Source organism: Streptomyces sp. NPDC004788, assembly GCF_053601115.1.
In genome coordinates, this window is the sequence record NZ_JBSGBF010000001.1 from 166,413 (window position 1) to 185,306 (window position 18,894).

Here is an 18,894-nt window from a genome sequence, read left to right on the forward strand (position 1 = left end):
CAGCCGGAGCCGTCCCGGGGGAGCGGACGTCCGGCGCGCGGCACGGGCCGCGCGGCCCGTGCCGCGCAAGCTTGGTGGGGAACGAGGACGGTGCATGTCTGAGACGACGACCAGGGAATCCTCCGGCCGGGAGCAGCTCGGACCGGCCGCGGTGGTCGAGCCCGAACTCCGTCAACTGCTGGCCGGGCTCACGGCCGTGCGGGACGGCGACTTCGGCACCCGTCTGCCGGACGAGGTGGACGGGCTGATGGGCGAGATCTCCCGGGTGTTCAACGGCATGGTCGATCAGCTTTCCCTGTTCACCTCCGAGGTGACGCGGGTGGCGCGCGAGGTCGGGACGGAAGGGACGCTCGGCGGACAGGCCGCCGTGCCCGGTGTCTCCGGGACCTGGGCCGACCTCACCGACTCCGTGAACGCGATGGCCGGCAACCTCACCACCCAGGTCCGTGACATCGCCCATGTGGCGACGGCCGTCGCCAAGGGCGACCTCTCCCAGAAGATCGACGTGGACGCGCGCGGCGAGATCCTGGAGCTGAAGAACACCATCAACACGATGGTCGACCAGTTGTCGGCCTTCGCCGACGAGGTCACGCGCATGGCCCGTGACGTGGGCACCGAGGGCATCCTCGGCGGACAGGCCGACGTGAAGGGCGTCTCCGGCACCTGGCGCGACCTGACCGACTCCGTCAATTCGATGGCGGGGAACCTCACCGCCCAGGTGCGGGCGATCGCCCACGTCGCCTCCGCCGTCGCGGGCGGCGACCTGTCGAAGAAGGTCGACGTGGACGCCCGGGGCGAGATCCTGGAGCTGAAGACGACGATCAACACCATGGTCGACCAGCTGTCGGCCTTCGCCGACGAGGTGACCCGGGTCGCCCGCGAGGTCGGCACCGAGGGCCGGCTCGGCGGCCAGGCCAGGGTGCCGAACGTGGCCGGCACCTGGAAGGACCTCACCGACAACGTCAACTCCATGGCGAACAACCTGACCGGACAGGTCCGGAACATCGCCCAGGTCACCACCGCCGTCGCCAACGGCGACCTGTCGAAGAAGATCGACGTGGACGCGCAGGGCGAGATCCTGGAGCTGAAGACGACCATCAACACCATGGTCGACCAGCTCTCCTCGTTCGCGGCCGAGGTGACCCGGGTGGCCCGCGAGGTCGGCAGCGAGGGCCGGCTCGGCGGCCAGGCCGAGGTCGAGGGGGTTTCCGGCACCTGGAAGCGGCTGACCGAGAACGTCAACGAGCTGGCGGGCAACCTCACCCGCCAGGTTCGCGCCATCGCCGAGGTCGCGAGCGCCGTCGCCGAGGGCGACCTCACCCGCTCGATCACCGTCGAGGCGTCGGGCGAGGTGGCCGAGCTCAAGGACAACATCAACGCCATGGTCGGCTCGCTGCGCGAGACGACGCGGGCCAACCAGGAGCAGGACTGGCTCAAGTCCAGTCTGGCCCGGATGTCCGCGCTGATGCAGGGTCACCGTGACCTGGCCGTCGTCGCCGAACTCGTCATGGACGAGCTGACCCCGCTCGTGGCCGCCCAGTACGGCGCGTTCTACCTCGCCGAGGAGGGCGCCGACGGCGTCGAGCTGGGCCTCGTCGGATCCTACGGACGCCCCGCCGGCGACCGGGACCGGGTCCGCTTCCGACTGGGCGAGTCGCTCGTCGGACAGGCCGCCCGCAGCCGCCGCACCATCGTCGCCGAGAACGTCCCCGCCGACTACGTCACGATCTCCTCGGGTCTCGGCAGCACGTCCCGGGGCAGCCTCGTGGTGCTGCCGGTCGTCGTCGAGGAGCAGGTGCTGGGCGTCATCGAGCTGATGTCCTTCAGCCCGTTCACCTCCGTGCACCGGGACTTCCTGGAACAGCTCATGGAGACCGTCGGCGTCAACCTGAGCACCATCGTCGCCAACGCCCGCACCGACGAACTCCTGGACGAGTCCCAGCGCCTGGCCGGCGAACTCCGCTCGCGCACCGAGGAGCTCCAGGCGCGGCAGGAGGAACTCCAGCGCTCCAACGCCGAGTTGGAGGAGAAGGCGGCCCTGCTCGCCACACAGAACCGCGACATCGAGGCCAAGAACCTTCAGATCGAGCAGGCCCGGCAGGAGCTGGAGGACCGCGCCCAGCAGCTCGCCATGGCCTCCACGTACAAGTCGGAGTTCCTGGCCAACATGAGCCACGAACTGCGCACCCCGCTCAACAGCCTGCTGATCCTGGCCCAGCTGCTGGCCCAGAACCCGACCCGCAACCTCACCGCCAAGCAGGTCGAGTACGCCGGCATCATCCACTCGGCCGGATCCGACCTGCTCCAGCTGATCAACGACATCCTCGACCTCTCCAAGGTGGAGGCCGGGAAGATGGACCTCAACCCGGAGCGCGTGCCCATGCGCAGGCTCCTCGACTACGTCGAGGCCACGTTCCGCCCCCTCACCTCGCAGAAGAGCCTCGCCTTCGCGGTCTCCACGGCCGCCGGCGTCCCCGTCGACCTCGTCACCGACGACACGCGGCTCCGGCAGGTGCTGCGCAACCTGCTGTCGAACGCCGTCAAGTTCACCGAGCACGGCAGCGTCGAACTGCGCATCGAACCGGCCTCGGACGGCGAGCTGCCCGTGTCCGTGCACCGCGGCGGCCCCGTCGTCGCCTTCCGCGTCACCGACACCGGGATCGGCATCGCCCCCGAGAACCTGGAGGCCATCTTCGGCGCCTTCCAGCAGGCGGACGGGACGACCAACCGCAAGTACGGCGGCACCGGCCTCGGCCTCTCCATCAGCTGTGAGATCGCGTATCTGCTCGGCGGCGCACTCACCGTCACGAGCGTGCCCGGCGAGGGCAGCACCTTCACCCTCTACCTCCCCGTCACCCGCCCCGACTTCACCGAGCAGCCCGACCCCTCCTCCTCCTCCTCGGCAGACCCGGCGGCGGTGCCCACCGTCCCGGCCCCGGCCCGGGGTGACGCGATCGCGCTGCCCGGCGCCCCTGCCTCCCGGCCGACCCGGCGCCTCCTCGTGATCGAGGAGCGCCCGCGCGGGCTCCTCGCCGTCGTCACCGAGAACGCGGTCACTCAACTCGCGGCCGACGGCGGACACACGGGCCGGGCGGACATCGAACTGATCGCGGCCGTCGGCCCCCAGGAGGCCGCCTCCGCGCTCGCCACCCAGCCGTTCCACTGCGTCGTGCTCGACGTCGACATGGCGGACGGCGACGCCCTGCGCTTCCTGGACGCCATGGACGGTGACGAGGCGCTGCGCACCGTCCCCGTCCTCGCCCACAACAACCGCCGGCTCCCCGCCGACGAGGAGCGCGCCCTCCAGGACCTCGCCCGCCGCCGCCCCCTGGAACTCCTCTCCAGCCTCGACGAGCTGCGCGAGCGGATCACCCTCCACCTGTCCGCGGAGCAGCCCGGCGACGTCGTGCCCCTGGTACGCGGCGACCACTGGGCGCCCGCACCCCAGGCCATCGACACCACGCTGCACGGCACGACCGTCCTCGTCGTCGACGACGACGCCCGCAACCTGTACGCCCTCAGCGGCATCCTGGAACTGCACGGCATCACCGTGCTGCGCGCCGAGAACGGGCGGAAGGGGGTCGAGACGCTCCTGGCGAACCCGGCCGTGTCCCTCGTCCTGATGGACGTGATGATGCCGGAGATGGACGGCTACACGGCGACCGCGCGGATCAGGGAGCTGCCGCAGTACGCGGACCTGCCCGTGATCGCCGTCACCGCGAAGGCCATGCCCGGCGACCGGGAGAAGAGCCTCGCGTCCGGGGCGAGCGACTATGTCACCAAGCCCGTCGACGCCGACGAACTCATCGCCTGCGTCAGCCGCTGGCTCGACGGCGGGGCGGCCTCGTGACCGGCCCCGCGGGACCGCCCCGCGCTCCCCGCCCGGCCCCGGAGCGCCGGACCGGCGCAACCCGGCCCCGTCCGCACGGCGGTCCCGGGGCCGCCCCGACCGAGGAGTCGCCGAGGTGAGCGGCCCCCGCTTCGTGGGCGGAGACCCGTCCGCCGGCCCCGCCGAGGCAGCCGCGGCCGCGCCCCCGGCCCCCGGAACCGCCGCCCCGTACCCCGCCGACGGCCGACTGGCCGCCACGGTGGAACGGCTGCGCGGCGAGGTGCGCGCCGCGCACGCGGCGGCCGAGGGCCGCGCCCTGATCGAACTCGCCAAGGGGGTCATCGTCGAGCGCCTGGGCTGCGGCCCCGCCCAGGCGGCCCGCCAGCTCGCGGAGCTCGCCGAACGCGCCGGACTCTCCCGGCTGGAGCTGGCCGCGGACATCATCAACCAGGCGGCCCGGGACCGGATGGCCGAGGCGGCGGACGAGTTCGTGAGGACGGCCGTCGGCGAGCCCGCCGCCACCGCCCCCGCCGCCTCGGTCGCCGTGCGGCTGCGCACGGCGGAGAGCGCGGCGCTCAGCGCCGGCGACACCCAGGCCGTCGCCGAATCGCTGCTCCGGCACGCCCTCGAACCCCTGGGCGCCGTCGCCGTGGCGATCTGGACCACCGGCCCCGACACCGCGTTGAGCCTGCGCGGCCACGCCGGCTTCGGCCCCGACGAGGCGGCCCGCTGGCACTACGTGCCGCCGGGGGTGACGACCGCCGCCCGCCAGGCGCTCATCGAGCGCCGCACCGTCCGGTACGCCTCGCTGGCGGCCGCGGGCATCCCCTCGATCGGCCGCGCGCACCACCCCGACGGCGGCCGGGTCGTCGTCCCCGCCGGGACCGGCGGCCGCATCCACGGCGTCCTGGAGATCTGCTGGGCCCGTCCACTCGACCCCCTGCCGCAGGCCGTGGAGCGCCAGATCGAGGCCCTCGCCGAGCTCTGCGCCCACACCCTTGAGGCGTTGCCCGAGGCGTCCCCCGGGGGCTTCCCCGTCCCCGGCGGCTTCCCCGTTCCCGGCGGGGACGGGGCGCCGGCGCTGGCCGAACTCTCGGACGGGCTCTACGACCCCGCCCTCGTCCTCACCCCCCACATGGACGAGGCGGGGAAGCTCGTCGACTTCCGCATCCGGCACGCCAACGCGCACTTCCAGGATCCGGCCGGACGGCCCCGCGGCTCCGTCGACGGCGCCCTGCTCCTGGAGGCGTACCCGGCGGCGGCGGGCGGCAGCGAACTCTTCGAACGGATCGAGCGGGTCTACGCCACGGGGGAGCCGTTCCGGGCCCGCCGGGTCCGGCTCACCGCCCTGGTGGACGAGGTGCCCCTCGCCTCGCTCGCCGACATCAGCATCAGCCGTTACGGGGCCTGCGTCCTGCTCATCTGGCGCGTCGAGGACGAGTCGGCACGCCTCGCCAGCCTCCTCCAGCACGCCCAGCGCCTCGGCCGGGTCGGCGCCTTCGAGGAGGACGTCGTCACCGGCGACATCACCTGGCACGGCCAGCTGTACGAGCTCTTCGGCCGTAGCAAGACGGAGCCGCCGGTCGCCCTGCGCGACCTCGCCGCCCACGCCCACCCCGACGACGCCGACACCATCCGCCGCTTCCTCCAGCAGGTGCTGGGCCGGCGGCGGGTGGGCTCCACCGCCTTCCGCATGCTCCGCCGCGACGGCGTCACGCGGCACATCCGGGTGACCGCCGAACCCGCCCTGGGCACCGACGGCGGTATCCAGGCCGTCCGGGGCGCCTACCAGGACATCTCGGCGCAGCACTGGACCGAGGTCGCGCTCACGGCCACCCGCGACCGGCTGGCGGCGACGGAGGAGGCGGCCGAGGAACGCAACCGGCTCACCCTCCAGCTCCAGCACGCCATCATGCCGCCGGCCATGCCGCCGCTCGACGCGCCGGGACTCGACGTCGCCGTGCGCTATCGTCCCGCCGAGTCGGAGTCCCTGGTCGGCGGCGACTGGTACGACGCGGTCGTGCTGCCGTCCAAGAAGGTGCTCCTGTGCGTCGGAGACGTCGCCGGCCACGGAGTGGAGGCCGCCACCGGCATGGTGGTGCTGCGCAACGCCCTCCGCGGCCTCGCCGTCACGGGCGCCGGCCCGGGGCAACTGCTGTCCTGGCTCAACGGCGTCGCCCACCACCTCACCGCCCAGGTGACGGCAACCGCCGTGTGCGGCATCTACGACCCCGCAAGCCGGACGCTGCGCTGGGCCCGCGCGGGACACCTCCCGCCGGTGCTGGTCCGCGGGGACGAGGCGTTCGACCTGCCGCTCCTGCGCGGGCTGCTGCTGGGAGCCCTCGCGGAGGCCGAGTACGAGGAGACGGAGCTGCGGCTCGAACCCGGCGACACGGTGCTGATGTACACCGACGGGCTCGTCGAGCGCCGGGACACCGCCGTCCAGGATTCCGTCGCCCACCTGCTCACCGTCGCCCGGCAGCCGTCCGACAGCCTCGAACGCCTGCTGGACCAGCTGCTTGCGCGCAGCAAGTCGGACACCGACGACGACACGTGCGTGGTCGGTGTCAAGGTGTCCTGACTCCGTCCGTCCGCCCCAAGACCGGCCCATCCCACCCCATTGGAAAGCAGGCCCTATGTCCGAGCGAGAACCGAACCTGGATGTCGACGTCGAGATCCGCGACGACCGCACGGCGGTGCTGACCGTGGCGGGTGAGCTGGACATGGAGACGGCCGGCCGGCTGCACGACCTGCTGACGGAACAGCTCGGCCAGGGCCGGCACCGTCTCGTGCTGGACCTGTCCGCCCTCGGTTTCATGGACTCCTCGGGGCTGAACGTCCTGATCAGGGCGGTCAACCGGGCGCGGGAGACCGGCGGCGACCTGTATCTCGCCGCGCCGACCCCGGCCGTGCTCCGCATCCTGGAGATCACCGGGGTGACGACGACCATCCCGCCGCACGACGGCTTGGCGGACGCGCTGGCCGCGGCCGCCGACGCCGTCGACGACCAGGTACGGCCATGAGGACATGCGTCGTGCGCCAGGCGGGAGTCGGCGGTCGCGCGAGGATCAGGCCGAACCGACGCCCTTCAGCGGCGTGCGGGCGGGTGACGAGGCGCCCGGTCCGCTCCCTCCCACGGCCTCGTGGAACCCGGTGAGGCCCCGCAGCAGCGCCTTGCGGCTCGTCGGCGACATGTCCGCGATGACCTCGAGCAGGGCCTCCTCGCGCTGGACCCTGAGGTCCCGCAGGTACGCCTTGCCGTGCACGGTCAGATACAGCTCCAGCTGCCGACGGCTCACGGGGCTGGGCAGCCGCCGCACGAAGCCCAGCGCCTCCAGCCGGTCGCACATGCGGCTCACCGAAGGCGGGGCGGAGCCGAGCAGCTCGCCCAAGGCACGCAGGCTGATGCCCTCCTCGCGGTCCAGGCTGTACAGCACGCGCAACTGGCTCGCCGATACGGGTGTCGACGACACCATGTCCCGGCCGCGCTCCCACAGCACTTCCAGCAGTTCGACGAGCTCCCGGGCGGACGCGGCCGTCCGCTGCCGTTCCCGTGACGGCGGTGCGGGGTTGCCGTTCATGCCTGCCGACCCTCCGTACCAGCCTCGCGACCTGCACGCCGCGACCTCTGCCACCTGCTGCTCGTCGACGACGGATGCACGACCCTGCGCCACGTGGAGCCCGTCCGGACACCTGCCGGGATGCCGCACGCGCCCTTGGACGTGGGCCCCGCCGGCCGCGTCTTGCGCACCCGCCAACCATATCTTTTCCGAGATGTCGGGCCCACGGCGACCGCTCACCGGCCCGGCACGGTTCGCGTCGACCGGTTCAGGGGTCCCCTTGACGCGCTGTCGGCAGGTGTGATCCGCGTTGCGGGCGGTGTGGGAACCATGAACAGGGGAAAGGCGGGTACGAGGAGCCCAGCCGCCGACCCAGGACGAGGGGAGTACCAGCGTCATGACGGACGCGATCACCGCGGAGCGCGCGGTCCCGGAGCCCCTGCTGTCCGCCGGTGCCGTCTACGACGACGCCTCCCGCGGCGGCGCGATAGCCTCCGCCCGCGCCTTCACGGCCGAGTTCCTCGCGGCCGCCCCGACCGTGCTGCCCGGACCGGTCGGTGAGGAGCGCGTCGAGCTCGCGCAGCTGGTGGTCAGCGAACTGGTCACCAACGCGATCCGGCACACGGCCGGCCCCTGCCGGCTCCTCCTCGAACTGGGCCGCGACGTCCTGGAGATCTCGGTCTTCGACCAGGAGGCCGCCGCCCCCGTGCCCCGCGGACACGACCCCCGCCGCATCGGTCAGCACGGAGTCGAGATCGTCGTCGCCATCTGCGACAGCCTGACCGTGGAGCCCGCCCCGGAGGGGAAGCGGGTCCGCGCCCGCCTCTCCCTCCTGCCGCAGTAAGCCGACGCGGCCGACCCACGGGACCTGCGAGTGCGCTGACCCACCGGCATCTCACCGACCCCCGGGACGGCCGGGGGCGGCCAAGCGGAAACAGGCCGTCACGTCCTTGCCCCGCGGACAGGGGCGGGTCCGCACGTCGTCGGCGAGCGCGTCGACCAGGAGCAGTCCGCGTCCGCCCAACGCGCCGTCGTCCGGGCTGCGCTGCTCGGGAGCCAGCGGCGAGGCGTCGTGCACGGTGACGTGCAGGCACTCCTCGTCCCAGGTGAGGATCAGCTGCGCGTCGCTGTGGGCGTGCACGTGGGCGTTGGTGACGAGTTCGGAGACCGTCAGCACGACGGAGTCCGCCACGCCGGGGGCGATACGGTCCCAGCCGAGCGCCGCCAGGTGCTCACGCGTCCAGTCTCGGGCCGTCTTCACGCTGCTGCCTATCGGCAGCGACCGCGCCCAGCCGACGGCCCTCATCGAGGGATCCCGTGTCATGACTCTCCTTCGGACGACCAGTTGAGGTTCCGTCTGCCCATACACCAGGAGAAGGGAACCGACCGAGAACACGAGAGGAGTCGGCGGGTGTGGACGTGAGGACTCCGGGTAGGCGAGCAGCCTCAGGGGCACGCATCCCGATGAGGAACACACGTGAAAGGGGAAAGGTGTGACGGTCACCACGATGTCGACCACGGGAGTCGAGTCCGCAGTGGGGACGCTGCCGCAGATCCCGGACACGATGGCGGTCGCGCCCAAGGACGCGAGGGCCCTGTCGAAGGTCTTCTTCCAGGAGCTCGCGACGCTGGAGGAGGGGACGCACGAGTACCAGTACGTCCGCAACACGCTCATCGAGATGAACATGAGTCTGGTCCGCTACGCCGCCGGGCGGTTCCGCCACCGCGCCGACGAGATGGAGGACATCGTCCAGGTCGGCATGATCGGCCTGATCAAGGCGATCGACCGGTTCGAGCTGTCGCGGGAGGTCGAGTTCACCACCTTCGCCGTCCCCTACATCGTCGGCGAGATCAAGCGGTTCTTCCGGGACACCTCCTGGGCGGTGCACGTACCCCGCCGGCTCCAGGAGGCGCGGGTGGAGCTGGCCAAGGCGACCGAGGAACTCAGCACCCGCCTCGGCCGGGCGCCGACGGTCAAGGAGCTGGCCGACCTGATGAGCCTCACCGAGGACGAGGTCACCGAGGCGCGGCTGGCCTCCAACGGCTACAACTCCTCGTCCCTGGACGCCGCCCTCAGCAGCGAGGACGAGGACGGCGACGCCTCGCTGGCCGACTTCATCGGCAGCGAGGACCCCGCCATGGCGCTGGTGGAGGACTTCCACTCGCTGGCCCCGCTCATCGCCGACCTCGACGAGCGCGACCGCCGGATCATCCATCTGCGGTTCGTCGAGGAACTGACGCAGGCTCAGATCGGTGAACGGCTGGGCTGCTCGCAGATGCACGTCTCGCGGCTGCTCGCACGCACCGTGCAGCGCCTGCGCGAGGGCCTACTGGGCACCAGCGCCGGCTGAGGACACCCCGGAGGTCCCGGCGACCCATCCGCACTGTGGCGCGTCTCCGGGGGACGGGCAGATCGCCACCCGTCCCCCGGACCGGGCCAGGGGAGCCAGGGGTTACGGCGGCCCCGGGCCTCCTACCGCTTGTGGCCGTTCCCGTGTCCGTTCGGATGCAGGACCACCTTGGTCCAGCCCTCGTCACGGGCGTCGAAGTGCTCGTAGGCGGTGGGGGCCTCGTCCAGGCTGAGCTCGTGGGAGACGACGAAGCTCGGCTTCGCCTTCCCGCCGGCGATCAGATCCCGCAGCGCCCGGTTGTACTTCTTCACCGGCGCCTGCCCCGTGCCCATGCACTGGCCCTTGAACCACATCATGCCGAAGTCGATCGGCACCTTGCCCTGGGCCTCCAGCTTGCCCTGGGCCTCCGCGCCGCCGGGGTCCTGCGGCAGGAACACGCCCACCACGCCGATGTCGCCCGTGAACCTGACCGAGTCGATCAGGCCGTTGAGGGTGAGGCTGGCGTCCTCGTGTCCCTGGGGGTCGTGGGCCTGGTAGCCGACGCATTCGCAGCCGTTGTCGGCGCCCAGACCAAGGGTGGCCTCCTTGACGACCTCCGCCGGGTTCTGCTCGGCGGTGTTGATCGGGATGGCCCCGATCTCCTCGGCCTTGAGCAGCCGGTCGGGCTGGTGGTCGGCCACCCAGACGCGGCCGGCGCCCTTGAGGAGAGCGGAGTAGGCAGCCATCAGCCCGACGGGACCGGCCCCGAAGACGATGGTCTGGTCGCCCGGCTTGACGTGCGCCATCTCGGTGGCGTGATAGCCGGTGGGGAAGATGTCGGCCAGCATCACGTAGTCGGTCTGCCGCTCGGCGGCGTCCTCGCCCAGACGCAGCGCGTTGAAGTCGCCGTAGGGCACGCGCAGCAGCTCCGCCTGGCCGCCCTGGTAGGGGCCCATGTCGGCGAAGCCGTAGGCGGCTCCCGCGAGGGCGGGGTCCGGCTGCATGGTCAGGCAGTAGTTGGTCAGACCCTGCTCGCACTGCTTGCAGAAACCGCAGGCGATGTTGAAGGGCAGGACCACGTACTCGCCGACCTGGACCTTGCGGACGGCCGAGCCGACCTCCACCACCTGGCCCATGTTCTCGTGCCCCATCGCGCGGCCGGACTCGAACGAGGTGCGGCCCTCGTACATGTGCAGGTCCGAACCGCAGATGTTGGTGGCGGTGATCTTGACGATGATGTCGCACGGGTGTTCGATCTTCGCGTCCGGTACGTCCTTCACTGTGACCGTTCGCGGTCCTTCGTATACCGCTGCCTTCATGATGACTTCCCTAAACGTCGCGGCACTGCGGTGGTGTGGAAGGCGTAAAGAACCCGACTTTCGCACGTGCTGCAACGAGGTACGTGGCTCCGGCATGCCTCTGGAGCCGTTCACCTTGGTGCGGGGAACGGCGGTTTCGCCGTCAGCCCGCCAAAAGGGAGCTTCGGCGCTCCGGCGGCGTGTCGTGCGGCTACCCGCAGGCCCCGAGGCGAAACAACCACGCACCGACCGGCCGGCGGCTCCGGACGCGGACGACCGCCGATCGACGACACACCTCCGACTGAGGTGACCCGCTCGTCACCGTGGTCGTCCTGCGGCACGCTGGTCGGTGTGCTGGTCACCGTCCTGGCTCTGTACGCACCTGAAGCGGGTGCCGCTGTCGTGGGAGCCGCCACGGTTGCGGCCCTCTTCGTCGGGCTCACGGCCCGCGCGTGATCCGGTCCCACCGTCCGCACCGGCGGCTTCTTCCCCAGCCACGCGGCCGGCCGGGCCGGTGAGCAGCGGCTGGGCCAGCTGCGGGCGGGCGAAACCGTCCGGCACCTCCGCCCGAACGGCTGCCCGGCCCGCTCAGCTCTTCCGGTCCCCCAGGACACAGAATTCGTTGCCCTCCGGGTCGAGGAGGGTCACCCAGTGCTGCTCCTCCTGCACGGTGTCGGCGCGCCGGGCACCGAGGGAGAGCAGCCGGGCGACCTCGGCCTCCTGGTCGTCGGGGCGGAAGTCGGGGTGGAGCCGGTTCTTCGACGTCTTGCCCTCGGGGACAGGCACGAAGAGCAGGCCGGGCATCCGGTCCGGCTCGGGCCGGATCTCGATGATCTCCTCGGATTCGTCGACCACGACCCAGCCGAGAGCCTCGGCCCACCAGCGCCCGAGGGCGATGGGGTCGGAGGAGTCGACGATGATCTGTTCCCATTCAAGTGCCATGGGCGTGAGCATAGACAGGGCCGGCCGGCCGCCAGGCCGGGGGGTGAATCCGTCGCTGGTGCTGTCGGCGAACCGCGGGCTTTCAGGTGGCCGGTCGTCCGGCGGTGACCGGCTCGGGCTTGGCGGGACGCAGGTACCTGGACCAGCCGCCGGGCGGCCGCTCGCCGACCTCAAGTCCCTGCAGTTTGGCGAGGATGGCCGGGTCCTGGGCGTCGAGCCAATCGACGAACTGACGGAAGGACGTGAGCCGTACGTCCTTCTTGTCGGCCATCTGCTTCAGGGCGGTTTCGACGGCGTCCATGTAGATGCCGCCGTTCCACTCCTCGAAGTGGTTGCCCACGAAGAAGGGAGCCCGATTGGTCTCGTAGGCCCGCTGGAAACCGGCCAGGTAGGACTGCGTGGCCTGTTCGCGCCAGGCCGGGTAGTTGTAGGAGGGCGCGCGCGTGGAGTTCTGGGACTGGTTGGCGAGGATGTTGTAGTCCATCGACAGGACCTCGAAACGGTGGCCGGGGAACGGGATGCCCTGCAGCGGCAGGTCCCAGACGCCCAGTTTCTTCTCGGGCCAGCGCTGCAGACCGCCGGGCGAGGACGCGTCGTAACGCCAGCCCAGTTCCCGGGCGACGGGCAGGAGGCTGTCCTGGCCGAGCAGGCACGGGGTGCGACCGCCGATCAGCTCGGTGTCGTAGTCGAAGGGCAGCGACGGGTGGTCGTGCCAGCCGGTGTTGGTGCGCCAGGACTTGACGAACGCGCGGGCCTGCTCGATTTCGCTGCGCCACTGCTCCGGAGTCCAGTTGGCGACCGAGCCGCTGCCGCCGCAGAAGTGCCCGTTGAAGTGGGTGCCGATCTCGTGCCCGTCGAGCCATGCCTGATGCACGTACTTCAGGGTCTGCTTCAGGTGGTCATCGGTGAGGTAGCCGATGTCGGAGGCGCCGACGGGGTTGTTCGGCGGGCGGTACAGGCGTTTCTTCGACTCGGGCAGCAGATACACGCCCGACAGGAAGAACGTCATGTGGGCGCCGTGCTGGCGGGCGAGGTCGAGGAAGCGGGGGAAGAGGCCGTTGCCGACCTCGCCCGCGCCGTCCCAGGAGAAGATCACGAACTGCGGTGGCTGCTGACCGGGTTCGAGTCGCTCGGGCGTGCCCGGCTGCCCCGGCTGCTTACCCGTGTACGAGGTCGATCCGTCGCCGATCAACCGCACGGTGGATTTCTTTCCGGGGGCCCCCGGCCGGTCCGGGTGGCGCCCGGGGCCGGCGGCCGGCCGGCCGGTCTTCTCGCCGCTCCCGCATCCGGCGAGGGTCGCGGCGGCCGCGCCCAGTCCGATCCCGAGCCCCAGACGCGCCGCGTCCCTGCGGCTGATTCCGCTCATCGACACCCCAATCCACGCCGTGTGAGGGCGCGTTGTTCGCCCCCCTCACGGCAATTGACCCCTGCACGATAGGGGCTATAAACGGATAAACTCCTCATTTGGGTCGGTGTGCCGAGTGAAACCCTGACCGAACGCAGGTCGCGACGTTTCGTGTCGAGCGCGCCGTGATCCTCAAGCCCGTGGGAGCGGGCCGCTGGCCTGCCGCTTCCCTGACTGTGCGTGGAGGCGTCAGGAGTGATCCCTCTGACGGGTGTTCGCCACGCGTCTACGCACGTTTGACGCCTGACGGTCGAGGAGTACGCGAAGCAGTGGCGGCCGCGGCAGCGCAGGGTGACGGCTCACCCCCAGGGCGAGCATGCCGACAGCTCGATCGACGTCCACATCGTTCCGCGTCTGGGAGCGCGGACTGTGCTTCTCGCAGCGGGTCAGGCCGGGTGGAGCGCGGTGCGGAGGGCGTCGGTGGCCGGGGTGATGGCGGTCTGGGCCCCGCGGGTGGGGCGCAGAGCATCGAGCATCACGAAGTCGTGGACGACGCCCTGGACGCGGACGGCAGTCACGGCTACGCCTGCGGTGCGGAGGTGGGCGGCGTATGCCTCGCCCTCGTCGCGCAGGACGTCGGCCTCTGCAGTGATGATCAGGGCCGGGGGCAGGCCGATGAGCGCCGGACCACCGGCTCGACCTCCAGGTCTTCAGCGAGCCCAACTCCTGTTCGAGGTCGGCGCACCCCTGCGCGAACGGCTGCGGGGAACTCCCCATGGTCGTGACGATCGACCCGGCCGACTCGGGCGACGACAACGCCACCTCGGCGACGACGGCCTGTCCGCGGTCGTCGGCGGCAACGGCCACGGCGCCTGTGACGCACCGTTAGGCAAGCCGGCATCCCGTCAGCATGAGTCGCCGCGCGTTCCGGGGCGGTCGTCCCAGCAGGCGCCGGTGCGGCGCGAAACCCCAGGTGGGAAGCCGTCCAGCTCGACCGGAGCGATGTTCCTCACAAACATCGGACGGGGGTGTCGGTGTAAGGTCGAGGACGCCCTTGACCTGCACAAAGCAGGCAGGGAGCCGTCTTCCAGGAGTCCAACATGCTGCGCACCATGTTCAAGTCCAAGATCTGACTATTTGGCGTTGCCGCAGGTCAGGGGCATCATGTGCCCCCCTCGGGTCAGCAAACAGTCAGCATGCGTCCGCGTGGTGTCCCGCTTGCTGACCTTCGACCTGCAGTACGGCGCCTGAGCATGATTCTTGGGCTGGATCGGATGGTTCGCGACATGGCCCGACAGCTCGCCCGCGGCATGGGGTCCTTCTTCAAGGACTGCGGCTGCGCGAGGCCCACCCGCTGCCCTCACCCGTACTCGATCCGTTTCCGCGACGCGCTCGGCAAGCAGCGCGAGGAGTCCGGATACGACACGCAGGACGACGCGATCGAGCGCCTCACGCAACTGTACGCGGAGAAGAAGACCACGGCGCCGTCTGTGGCGGCGGCCCGCCGCGAGCTGGGGCAGCTGACGGTCGAGGAGTACGCGAAGCAGTGGCGGCCGCGGCAGCGCCGGATGACGGACTACTCCACCGGCTGGCACGTCGACAGCTCGATCAACGTCCACATCGTCCCGCGCCTGGGATCGCGGAAGCTGAACTCGGTCACGCCGATGGTGGTCGAGCGGTTCCTGGACGAGATGGAGAGCGACGGAGTCGGCCGGGGAAATCAGGTAAACATATTCCGGGCCCTGAAGACGATTCTTCGAGACGCGTATGCCAAGGGGGCCATGGCGGATGACCCGGTGAAGGGGGTTCAGGAACCGGAATACGTGCGTGAGCAGGTGGCCATCCCGTCGCTTGCCTACGTGAAGAAGGCGCTGCTTGTCGCCGACGAGGACCTGGCGCTGGAGATCGTCATGATGGCGGGATGCGGCCTGCGTAATGGCGAGGCGCGGGCGGTGAACGTCAACAACGTGGTGGCGCAGGACGTCTACCGGGTGCGCGAGCAGATCCATTCCAACACGCTCAAGCCGGCGAAGCTGAAGCACCGCAAGGTGGGGGAGTTCCGAGAGGTGCCTCTGCCGCGGTCGGTGCGGGAGGCGATCGAGCGCTATGCGGAAAAGTACGGCACCACGAAGGACGGCTACCTGCTGCGCGGCCCGGGCGGCTATTTCACCGAAGGCATGGAGCGGCGGCGAGTGAAGCAGCTCTTCGCGGACCTCCCACCGGAGGAGGGGGTCGGGATGTACGGCTTCCGGCACTACTTCGCCTCGAACGCTCTCGGCGGCGGCATACCCATCACCGACGTCGCGGAGTGGATGGGCCACAAGTCCATCGAGGAGACGTACCGCACCTACCGGCACCTGATGCCGGGCAGCATCACCAAGGCTGCCCGGATCCTGGACGCCGGCCTTTGGGAAGCGGCCTGAGGGGTTCCCCTTCCCGGACGGGTCGGCGGGCCGTGTACAGCCGGTACGACAGCGGCTGTCCGGCCTTGCGGGAGTCGATGGTCGAGACCGTCTCCACGGTGAGCCCGTGTGCGACGAGGAGGTCCTCCCATAGCTGGGGTTCGAGGACCCACATGTGGACGGTGTGGTCCTCGGTGGTGCCGGGCAGTCGCAGGATCTCCGGGCGCGGGGCGACGGTGGACGAGGGGCCGGCGCCGGCCGAGTTGGTGTGCAGCGCGCTGAACAGCAGGCGGCCTCCGGGCCGGAGGGCATTGGACAGTGCGGGCAGGAGTCGGTCCGGTTCCATGAAGGGGACGCCGCCGATGGAGTAGATCAGGTCATAGGGGTCGGCGCGTTGCAGGTGGGCGACGGCATCCGCGCACATCAGTCGGAGGCCCGGCGTGGCGGGGTACCGGGCGAGGGCGCGCTGGTGCTGGGTGGGTGCGGCTTCGAGGGCGGTGACCTTGGCGCCCAGGGAAGCCAGGAAGGCTGCGTGCCGACCGAGGCCGCTGCCGAGGTCGAGCGCGCGTAACCCTTTCAGGCCGCCGAATACCTCGACTCCGGGCCCGGCGCCGGGGATGTCCCATGCCCACCTGTCCAGTTCCGGCAGCTCGACATCGCGAGCCAGCTGGTGTGCGCCGTAGGTCGTCCAGACTTCTTTGTTGTGCTGCTCGGCGTTCGTCATTCAGCGTCTCCAGCAGGTTGAGGCGGTCAGGGACGGAGGGCGTAGCAGCGGAGGACATCGAGATCGGCCGTATGGACGCGGGACCACCCGGCCGAGAGCGTCTCGGCTTCCGAGTGCGTGATGCCCAGGTCCTGGGGGCGGTGACTGTGCTGGCGGCGGCCGGCGATCTCGGTGACCACCCAGAAGGTTCCGCCGGGTGCGAGGAGTCGCCGGATGCGGTCGAGGAACGCCGGTTTGTCGTCCATCCACCGGTACACCAGGCGGCAGGTGATGACCGCGTACGCCGGATTCGGCAGGGCCGTGAGGTCGCCGGTGGTGATGTCCAGACACTGCCACACCGGCCCGAGCCCGGGCCCCGAGCTTCGGGAAGCGGCGAGGGCGACGGCGCTGGGCGAGCAGTCGATGCCCGTGGTGCGGTAGCCGAGACCATGGAGGTGGCGGGCCAGGGCCCCGTCGCCGCTCCCGACGTCGAGGGCGGCGCGTCCGCGACCGGGTCCGAGGTGCCTGTCCAGTAGCCGTGTCTCGGCGTCGTCGAGTTGTCGGTACCGCCGGCCCTGGGCCCACAATGGCTCCCAGTAGGCGGCGGTGGAGGTCATCTCGGTCATAGGACTCCTTGGCGTGTGGGCGGCACAGTGCAATAACTGCCGCGACGGGAGCCGGGTCAGTCATGGAAGCTGCCGAGAACGGAGGAACCGGCTGGCCCTGGCAAGATCCTCTGGCGTGTCGACCGCGAGCCCGTCGTCCACGACGGAGAGCATCTGTACGCGGTGCCCGTGTTCGACGAAGCGCAGCATTTCCACGCCCTCGGTTCGCTCCAGCGGCCCGTGCGGGAGTTGTCGGAACAGCCCGAGGGCCGTTCCAGTGAGGCCGTAGAGCCCGAGCTGCCGCAGGTATCTCGGGCGGTCGCCCCGCGGATAGGGGATGGGCTGGCGGGAGAACATCAGGGCGTTGCGATCTGCATCGACGACGACCTCCACGACGTTGTGGTCCAGGACCGCGCCAGCGTCCTTCAACTCCGTGTACGCGTTCACCGCGAGTGTGCCCGGCGCCAGGCGCTCCAGGGCTTCGGAGACCGCATCGATCGCGGCGGGGGAGATGAAAGGTTCGTCGCCCTGCACGTTGATGTATGCGTCGGCGTGCAGGCGCTGCGCGCACTCCGCGACGCGGTCGGTCCCGGTGGGGTGGTCTCCCGTGCGCATGCACTCGATGCCCAGTTGGCGGCACGCCTCCTCGATGCGCTCGTCATCGGTGGCGACCACCACGCCGTCAAGGCGCTTGGCCTCCATGCAACGTTGGTGGACGTGCCAGAAGAGCGGCTTGTCCCCGAGCTGAGCCAGGGGCTTTCCGGGAAACCGGGAGGCGCCCCAGCGGCAGGGGATGACCGCTATGAGTCGGCGTGCGGGGGTGTGTGGTGAAGCGGTGGCAGCCACGGGGTGCTCCTGTCGGTGAGTGGCGAGCGTGGGTGTGAAGTGCGGGCAGCCCGTTATGCCGCGTGGCCGTAAGCGGCGGAACCGGCGGCCAGCGCCTGCATGTGGGCTCGCATGCCGGTGTGGAGGTCGATCTGGGGCCGCCAGCCGAGGACCTCGTGGGCGCGGCCGGGGTTGGCGCGAGTGGTGAGTACATCGCCGCTGCGCAAGTGCTCCTGGTGAATCTGGATCTCGCGCCCGGCGAGGCTGTTCGCGATGTTGATCACTTCGAGCAGGGAGGCGCTCGAACCGCCCCCGACGTTGATCACCCCGCTGGCCGTCGGGATGGTGGCCGCGGCGATGGTGGCGGAGACCGCGTCGTCGATGTACGTGAAGTCCCGGCGCTGGTGCCCGTCCCCGTACAGCCGCAGCGGTCGACCGGCCAAGGCGGCTGTGAGGGCGCGGTGCGTGAACATGTCGGGGCGCTGTCGAGGACCGTAGACGGTGAAGTACCGCAAGGCGACGACGCTGGTGGGGCAGTGGGCCTGGGTGGAGTGCGCGAGGCAGAGCTGCTCCTCGGCGAGCTTCGTGACCGCATAAGGGGATGCCGGCTGGGGCCGATCGGTCTCGACGCTCGCACCGCCGTCGGTGGGGCCGTAGACGCTGGAGGAGGAGGCCACTACGAGCCGGGGAACGCCCATCCGGGAGACGGCGTCCATGACGCGGTGGGTGGCGAGGACGTTGGAGGCCACGTAATCGGTGAACTTCGGGCCCCACGACGGGCGCACCCCGGGGATGCCCGCCAGGTGGAAGACGGCGTTCGCGTCCACGAGAAGTGGCTCGATCGCGCAGCTGAGGAGATCGGCGGTGACGTGCATGTACCCCGGGAGCCCCTGCAGGACGGCGAGGTTGGCAGCGGCCACCGGGTCGGTGGCCGGGTCGCGTCGGTCGACGCCGACGACAATGGCGCCGGCCTGGACGAGGGCGTGCGCGAGGTGGGAGCCGATGAAGCCGGCGGCGCCCGTCACGACCGCCCTGCGGGGGGCAGCGGTGGTCAA

General features: G+C 70.8%; 15 protein-coding genes and 1 pseudogene. 6 read left to right on the forward strand and 10 right to left on the reverse strand.

The features are described 5' to 3' along the window. Positions 1 to 94 precede the first annotated feature (94 nt). The 3 genes from ACWEJX_RS00870 to ACWEJX_RS00880 all read left to right on the forward strand — a co-directional run bounded on the left by ACWEJX_RS00870 (position 95) and on the right by ACWEJX_RS00880 (position 6,852). The gene (locus tag ACWEJX_RS00870) at positions 95 to 3,850 is read left to right on the forward strand and encodes a HAMP domain-containing protein (protein WP_451605403.1); all 3,756 of its coding nucleotides are present in this window, start codon (positions 95 to 97) and stop codon (positions 3,848 to 3,850) included. A gap of 115 nt (positions 3,851 to 3,965) precedes the next feature. Beyond that, positions 3,966 to 6,410 carry a SpoIIE family protein phosphatase gene (locus tag ACWEJX_RS00875; RefSeq protein ID WP_451605404.1) on the forward strand — a complete coding sequence of 815 codons (2,445 nt, stop codon included), beginning with the start codon at positions 3,966 to 3,968 and terminating at the stop codon, positions 6,408 to 6,410. 55 nt (positions 6,411 to 6,465) lie between these two features. Then, positions 6,466 to 6,852 (forward strand): STAS domain-containing protein, encoded by a 387-nt coding sequence (locus ACWEJX_RS00880; protein WP_451605405.1) that lies wholly within the window; start codon positions 6,466 to 6,468, stop codon positions 6,850 to 6,852. 45 nt (positions 6,853 to 6,897) lie between these two features. Here ACWEJX_RS00880 and ACWEJX_RS00885 read toward each other — a convergent pair whose 3' ends face one another. Beyond that, positions 6,898 to 7,410, reverse strand: coding sequence for a MarR family winged helix-turn-helix transcriptional regulator (locus ACWEJX_RS00885; protein ID WP_451605406.1), 513 nt, complete (start codon positions 7,408 to 7,410; stop codon positions 6,898 to 6,900). 376 nt (positions 7,411 to 7,786) lie between these two features. On the opposite strand from ACWEJX_RS00885, the gene ACWEJX_RS00890 reads away from it, so the two are divergent. Continuing rightward, the gene (locus ACWEJX_RS00890) at positions 7,787 to 8,233 is read left to right on the forward strand and encodes an ATP-binding protein (protein WP_451605407.1); all 447 of its coding nucleotides are present in this window, start codon (positions 7,787 to 7,789) and stop codon (positions 8,231 to 8,233) included. A 51-nt stretch (positions 8,234 to 8,284) separates the two neighbouring features. Here the strand turns inward: ACWEJX_RS00890 and ACWEJX_RS00895 are convergent, their stop codons facing one another. Continuing rightward, positions 8,285 to 8,713, reverse strand: a complete 429-nt coding sequence (locus tag ACWEJX_RS00895) for an ATP-binding protein (protein WP_451605408.1) — start codon at positions 8,711 to 8,713, stop codon at positions 8,285 to 8,287. Positions 8,714 to 8,882: 169 nt separating this feature from the next. Between ACWEJX_RS00895 and ACWEJX_RS00900 the strand changes: the two genes are divergently transcribed. Beyond that, complete coding sequence (locus tag ACWEJX_RS00900; RefSeq protein ID WP_451605409.1) at positions 8,883 to 9,740, forward strand: RNA polymerase sigma factor SigF; 858 nt, start codon at positions 8,883 to 8,885, stop codon at positions 9,738 to 9,740. 122 nt (positions 9,741 to 9,862) lie between these two features. Here the strand turns inward: ACWEJX_RS00900 and ACWEJX_RS00905 are convergent, their stop codons facing one another. The 4 genes and pseudogenes from ACWEJX_RS00905 to ACWEJX_RS00920 form a co-directional block, all read right to left on the reverse strand. Further along, the gene (locus tag ACWEJX_RS00905) at positions 9,863 to 11,038 is read right to left on the reverse strand and encodes a glutathione-independent formaldehyde dehydrogenase (protein ID WP_451605410.1); all 1,176 of its coding nucleotides are present in this window, start codon (positions 11,036 to 11,038) and stop codon (positions 9,863 to 9,865) included. A 567-nt stretch (positions 11,039 to 11,605) separates the two neighbouring features. Further along, on the reverse strand, positions 11,606 to 11,959 hold the full coding sequence (locus tag ACWEJX_RS00910; RefSeq protein ID WP_451605411.1) for a VOC family protein: 354 nt from the start codon (positions 11,957 to 11,959) through the stop codon (positions 11,606 to 11,608). An 82-nt stretch (positions 11,960 to 12,041) separates the two neighbouring features. Next, a complete protein-coding gene (locus tag ACWEJX_RS00915; RefSeq protein ID WP_451605412.1) occupies positions 12,042 to 13,325 on the reverse strand; it encodes a hypothetical protein in 1,284 nt (427 codons plus the stop codon). A gap of 425 nt (positions 13,326 to 13,750) precedes the next feature. Beyond that, positions 13,751 to 13,984: pseudogene (locus ACWEJX_RS00920) on the reverse strand (alpha/beta hydrolase fold domain-containing protein); the annotation flags it as partial. Positions 13,985 to 14,614: 630 nt separating this feature from the next. On the opposite strand from ACWEJX_RS00920, the gene ACWEJX_RS00925 reads away from it, so the two are divergent. Next, positions 14,615 to 15,727, forward strand: a complete 1,113-nt coding sequence (locus tag ACWEJX_RS00925) for a tyrosine-type recombinase/integrase (protein WP_451605457.1) — start codon at positions 14,615 to 14,617, stop codon at positions 15,725 to 15,727. Here ACWEJX_RS00925 and ACWEJX_RS00930 read toward each other — a convergent pair. Genes ACWEJX_RS00930 through ACWEJX_RS00945 form a run of 4 tightly spaced genes read right to left on the reverse strand, consistent with a single transcriptional unit; the run spans position 15,678 to position 18,894 of the window. Then, complete coding sequence (locus tag ACWEJX_RS00930; RefSeq protein WP_451605413.1) at positions 15,678 to 16,430, reverse strand: class I SAM-dependent methyltransferase; 753 nt, start codon at positions 16,428 to 16,430, stop codon at positions 15,678 to 15,680. The two genes, ACWEJX_RS00925 and ACWEJX_RS00930, sit on opposite strands and share 50 nt — an antisense overlap. A 26-nt stretch (positions 16,431 to 16,456) precedes the next feature. Continuing rightward, a complete protein-coding gene (locus tag ACWEJX_RS00935) occupies positions 16,457 to 17,035 on the reverse strand; it encodes a class I SAM-dependent methyltransferase (protein WP_451605414.1) in 579 nt (192 codons plus the stop codon). 60 nt (positions 17,036 to 17,095) lie between these two features. Continuing rightward, a complete protein-coding gene (locus ACWEJX_RS00940) occupies positions 17,096 to 17,860 on the reverse strand; it encodes a 3-deoxy-manno-octulosonate cytidylyltransferase (protein WP_451605415.1) in 765 nt (254 codons plus the stop codon). A gap of 53 nt (positions 17,861 to 17,913) precedes the next feature. After that, positions 17,914 to 18,894 carry an NAD-dependent epimerase/dehydratase family protein gene (locus ACWEJX_RS00945; RefSeq protein ID WP_451605416.1) on the reverse strand — a complete coding sequence of 327 codons (981 nt, stop codon included), beginning with the start codon at positions 18,892 to 18,894 and terminating at the stop codon, positions 17,914 to 17,916.

What these genes read in the sequence shown, in the direction of transcription:
- ACWEJX_RS00905 (WP_451605410.1), bottom strand. Translation starts at nt 11,038, where the DNA reads ATGAAGGCAGCGGTATACGAAGGACCGCGAACGGTCACAGTGAAGGAC.
- ACWEJX_RS00890 (WP_451605407.1), top strand. Translation starts at nt 7,787, where the DNA reads ATGACGGACGCGATCACCGCGGAGCGCGCGGTCCCGGAGCCCCTGCTG.
- ACWEJX_RS00915 (WP_451605412.1), bottom strand. Translation starts at nt 13,325, where the DNA reads ATGAGCGGAATCAGCCGCAGGGACGCGGCGCGTCTGGGGCTCGGGATC.
- ACWEJX_RS00870 (WP_451605403.1), top strand. Translation starts at nt 95, where the DNA reads ATGTCTGAGACGACGACCAGGGAATCCTCCGGCCGGGAGCAGCTCGGA.
- ACWEJX_RS00930 (WP_451605413.1), bottom strand. Translation starts at nt 16,430, where the DNA reads ATGACGAACGCCGAGCAGCACAACAAAGAAGTCTGGACGACCTACGGC.
- ACWEJX_RS00935 (WP_451605414.1), bottom strand. Translation starts at nt 17,035, where the DNA reads ATGACCGAGATGACCTCCACCGCCGCCTACTGGGAGCCATTGTGGGCC.
- ACWEJX_RS00910 (WP_451605411.1), bottom strand. Translation starts at nt 11,959, where the DNA reads ATGGCACTTGAATGGGAACAGATCATCGTCGACTCCTCCGACCCCATC.
- ACWEJX_RS00925 (WP_451605457.1), top strand. Translation starts at nt 14,615, where the DNA reads ATGGGGTCCTTCTTCAAGGACTGCGGCTGCGCGAGGCCCACCCGCTGC.
- ACWEJX_RS00895 (WP_451605408.1), bottom strand. Translation starts at nt 8,713, where the DNA reads ATGACACGGGATCCCTCGATGAGGGCCGTCGGCTGGGCGCGGTCGCTG.
- ACWEJX_RS00880 (WP_451605405.1), top strand. Translation starts at nt 6,466, where the DNA reads ATGTCCGAGCGAGAACCGAACCTGGATGTCGACGTCGAGATCCGCGAC.
- ACWEJX_RS00885 (WP_451605406.1), bottom strand. Translation starts at nt 7,410, where the DNA reads ATGAACGGCAACCCCGCACCGCCGTCACGGGAACGGCAGCGGACGGCC.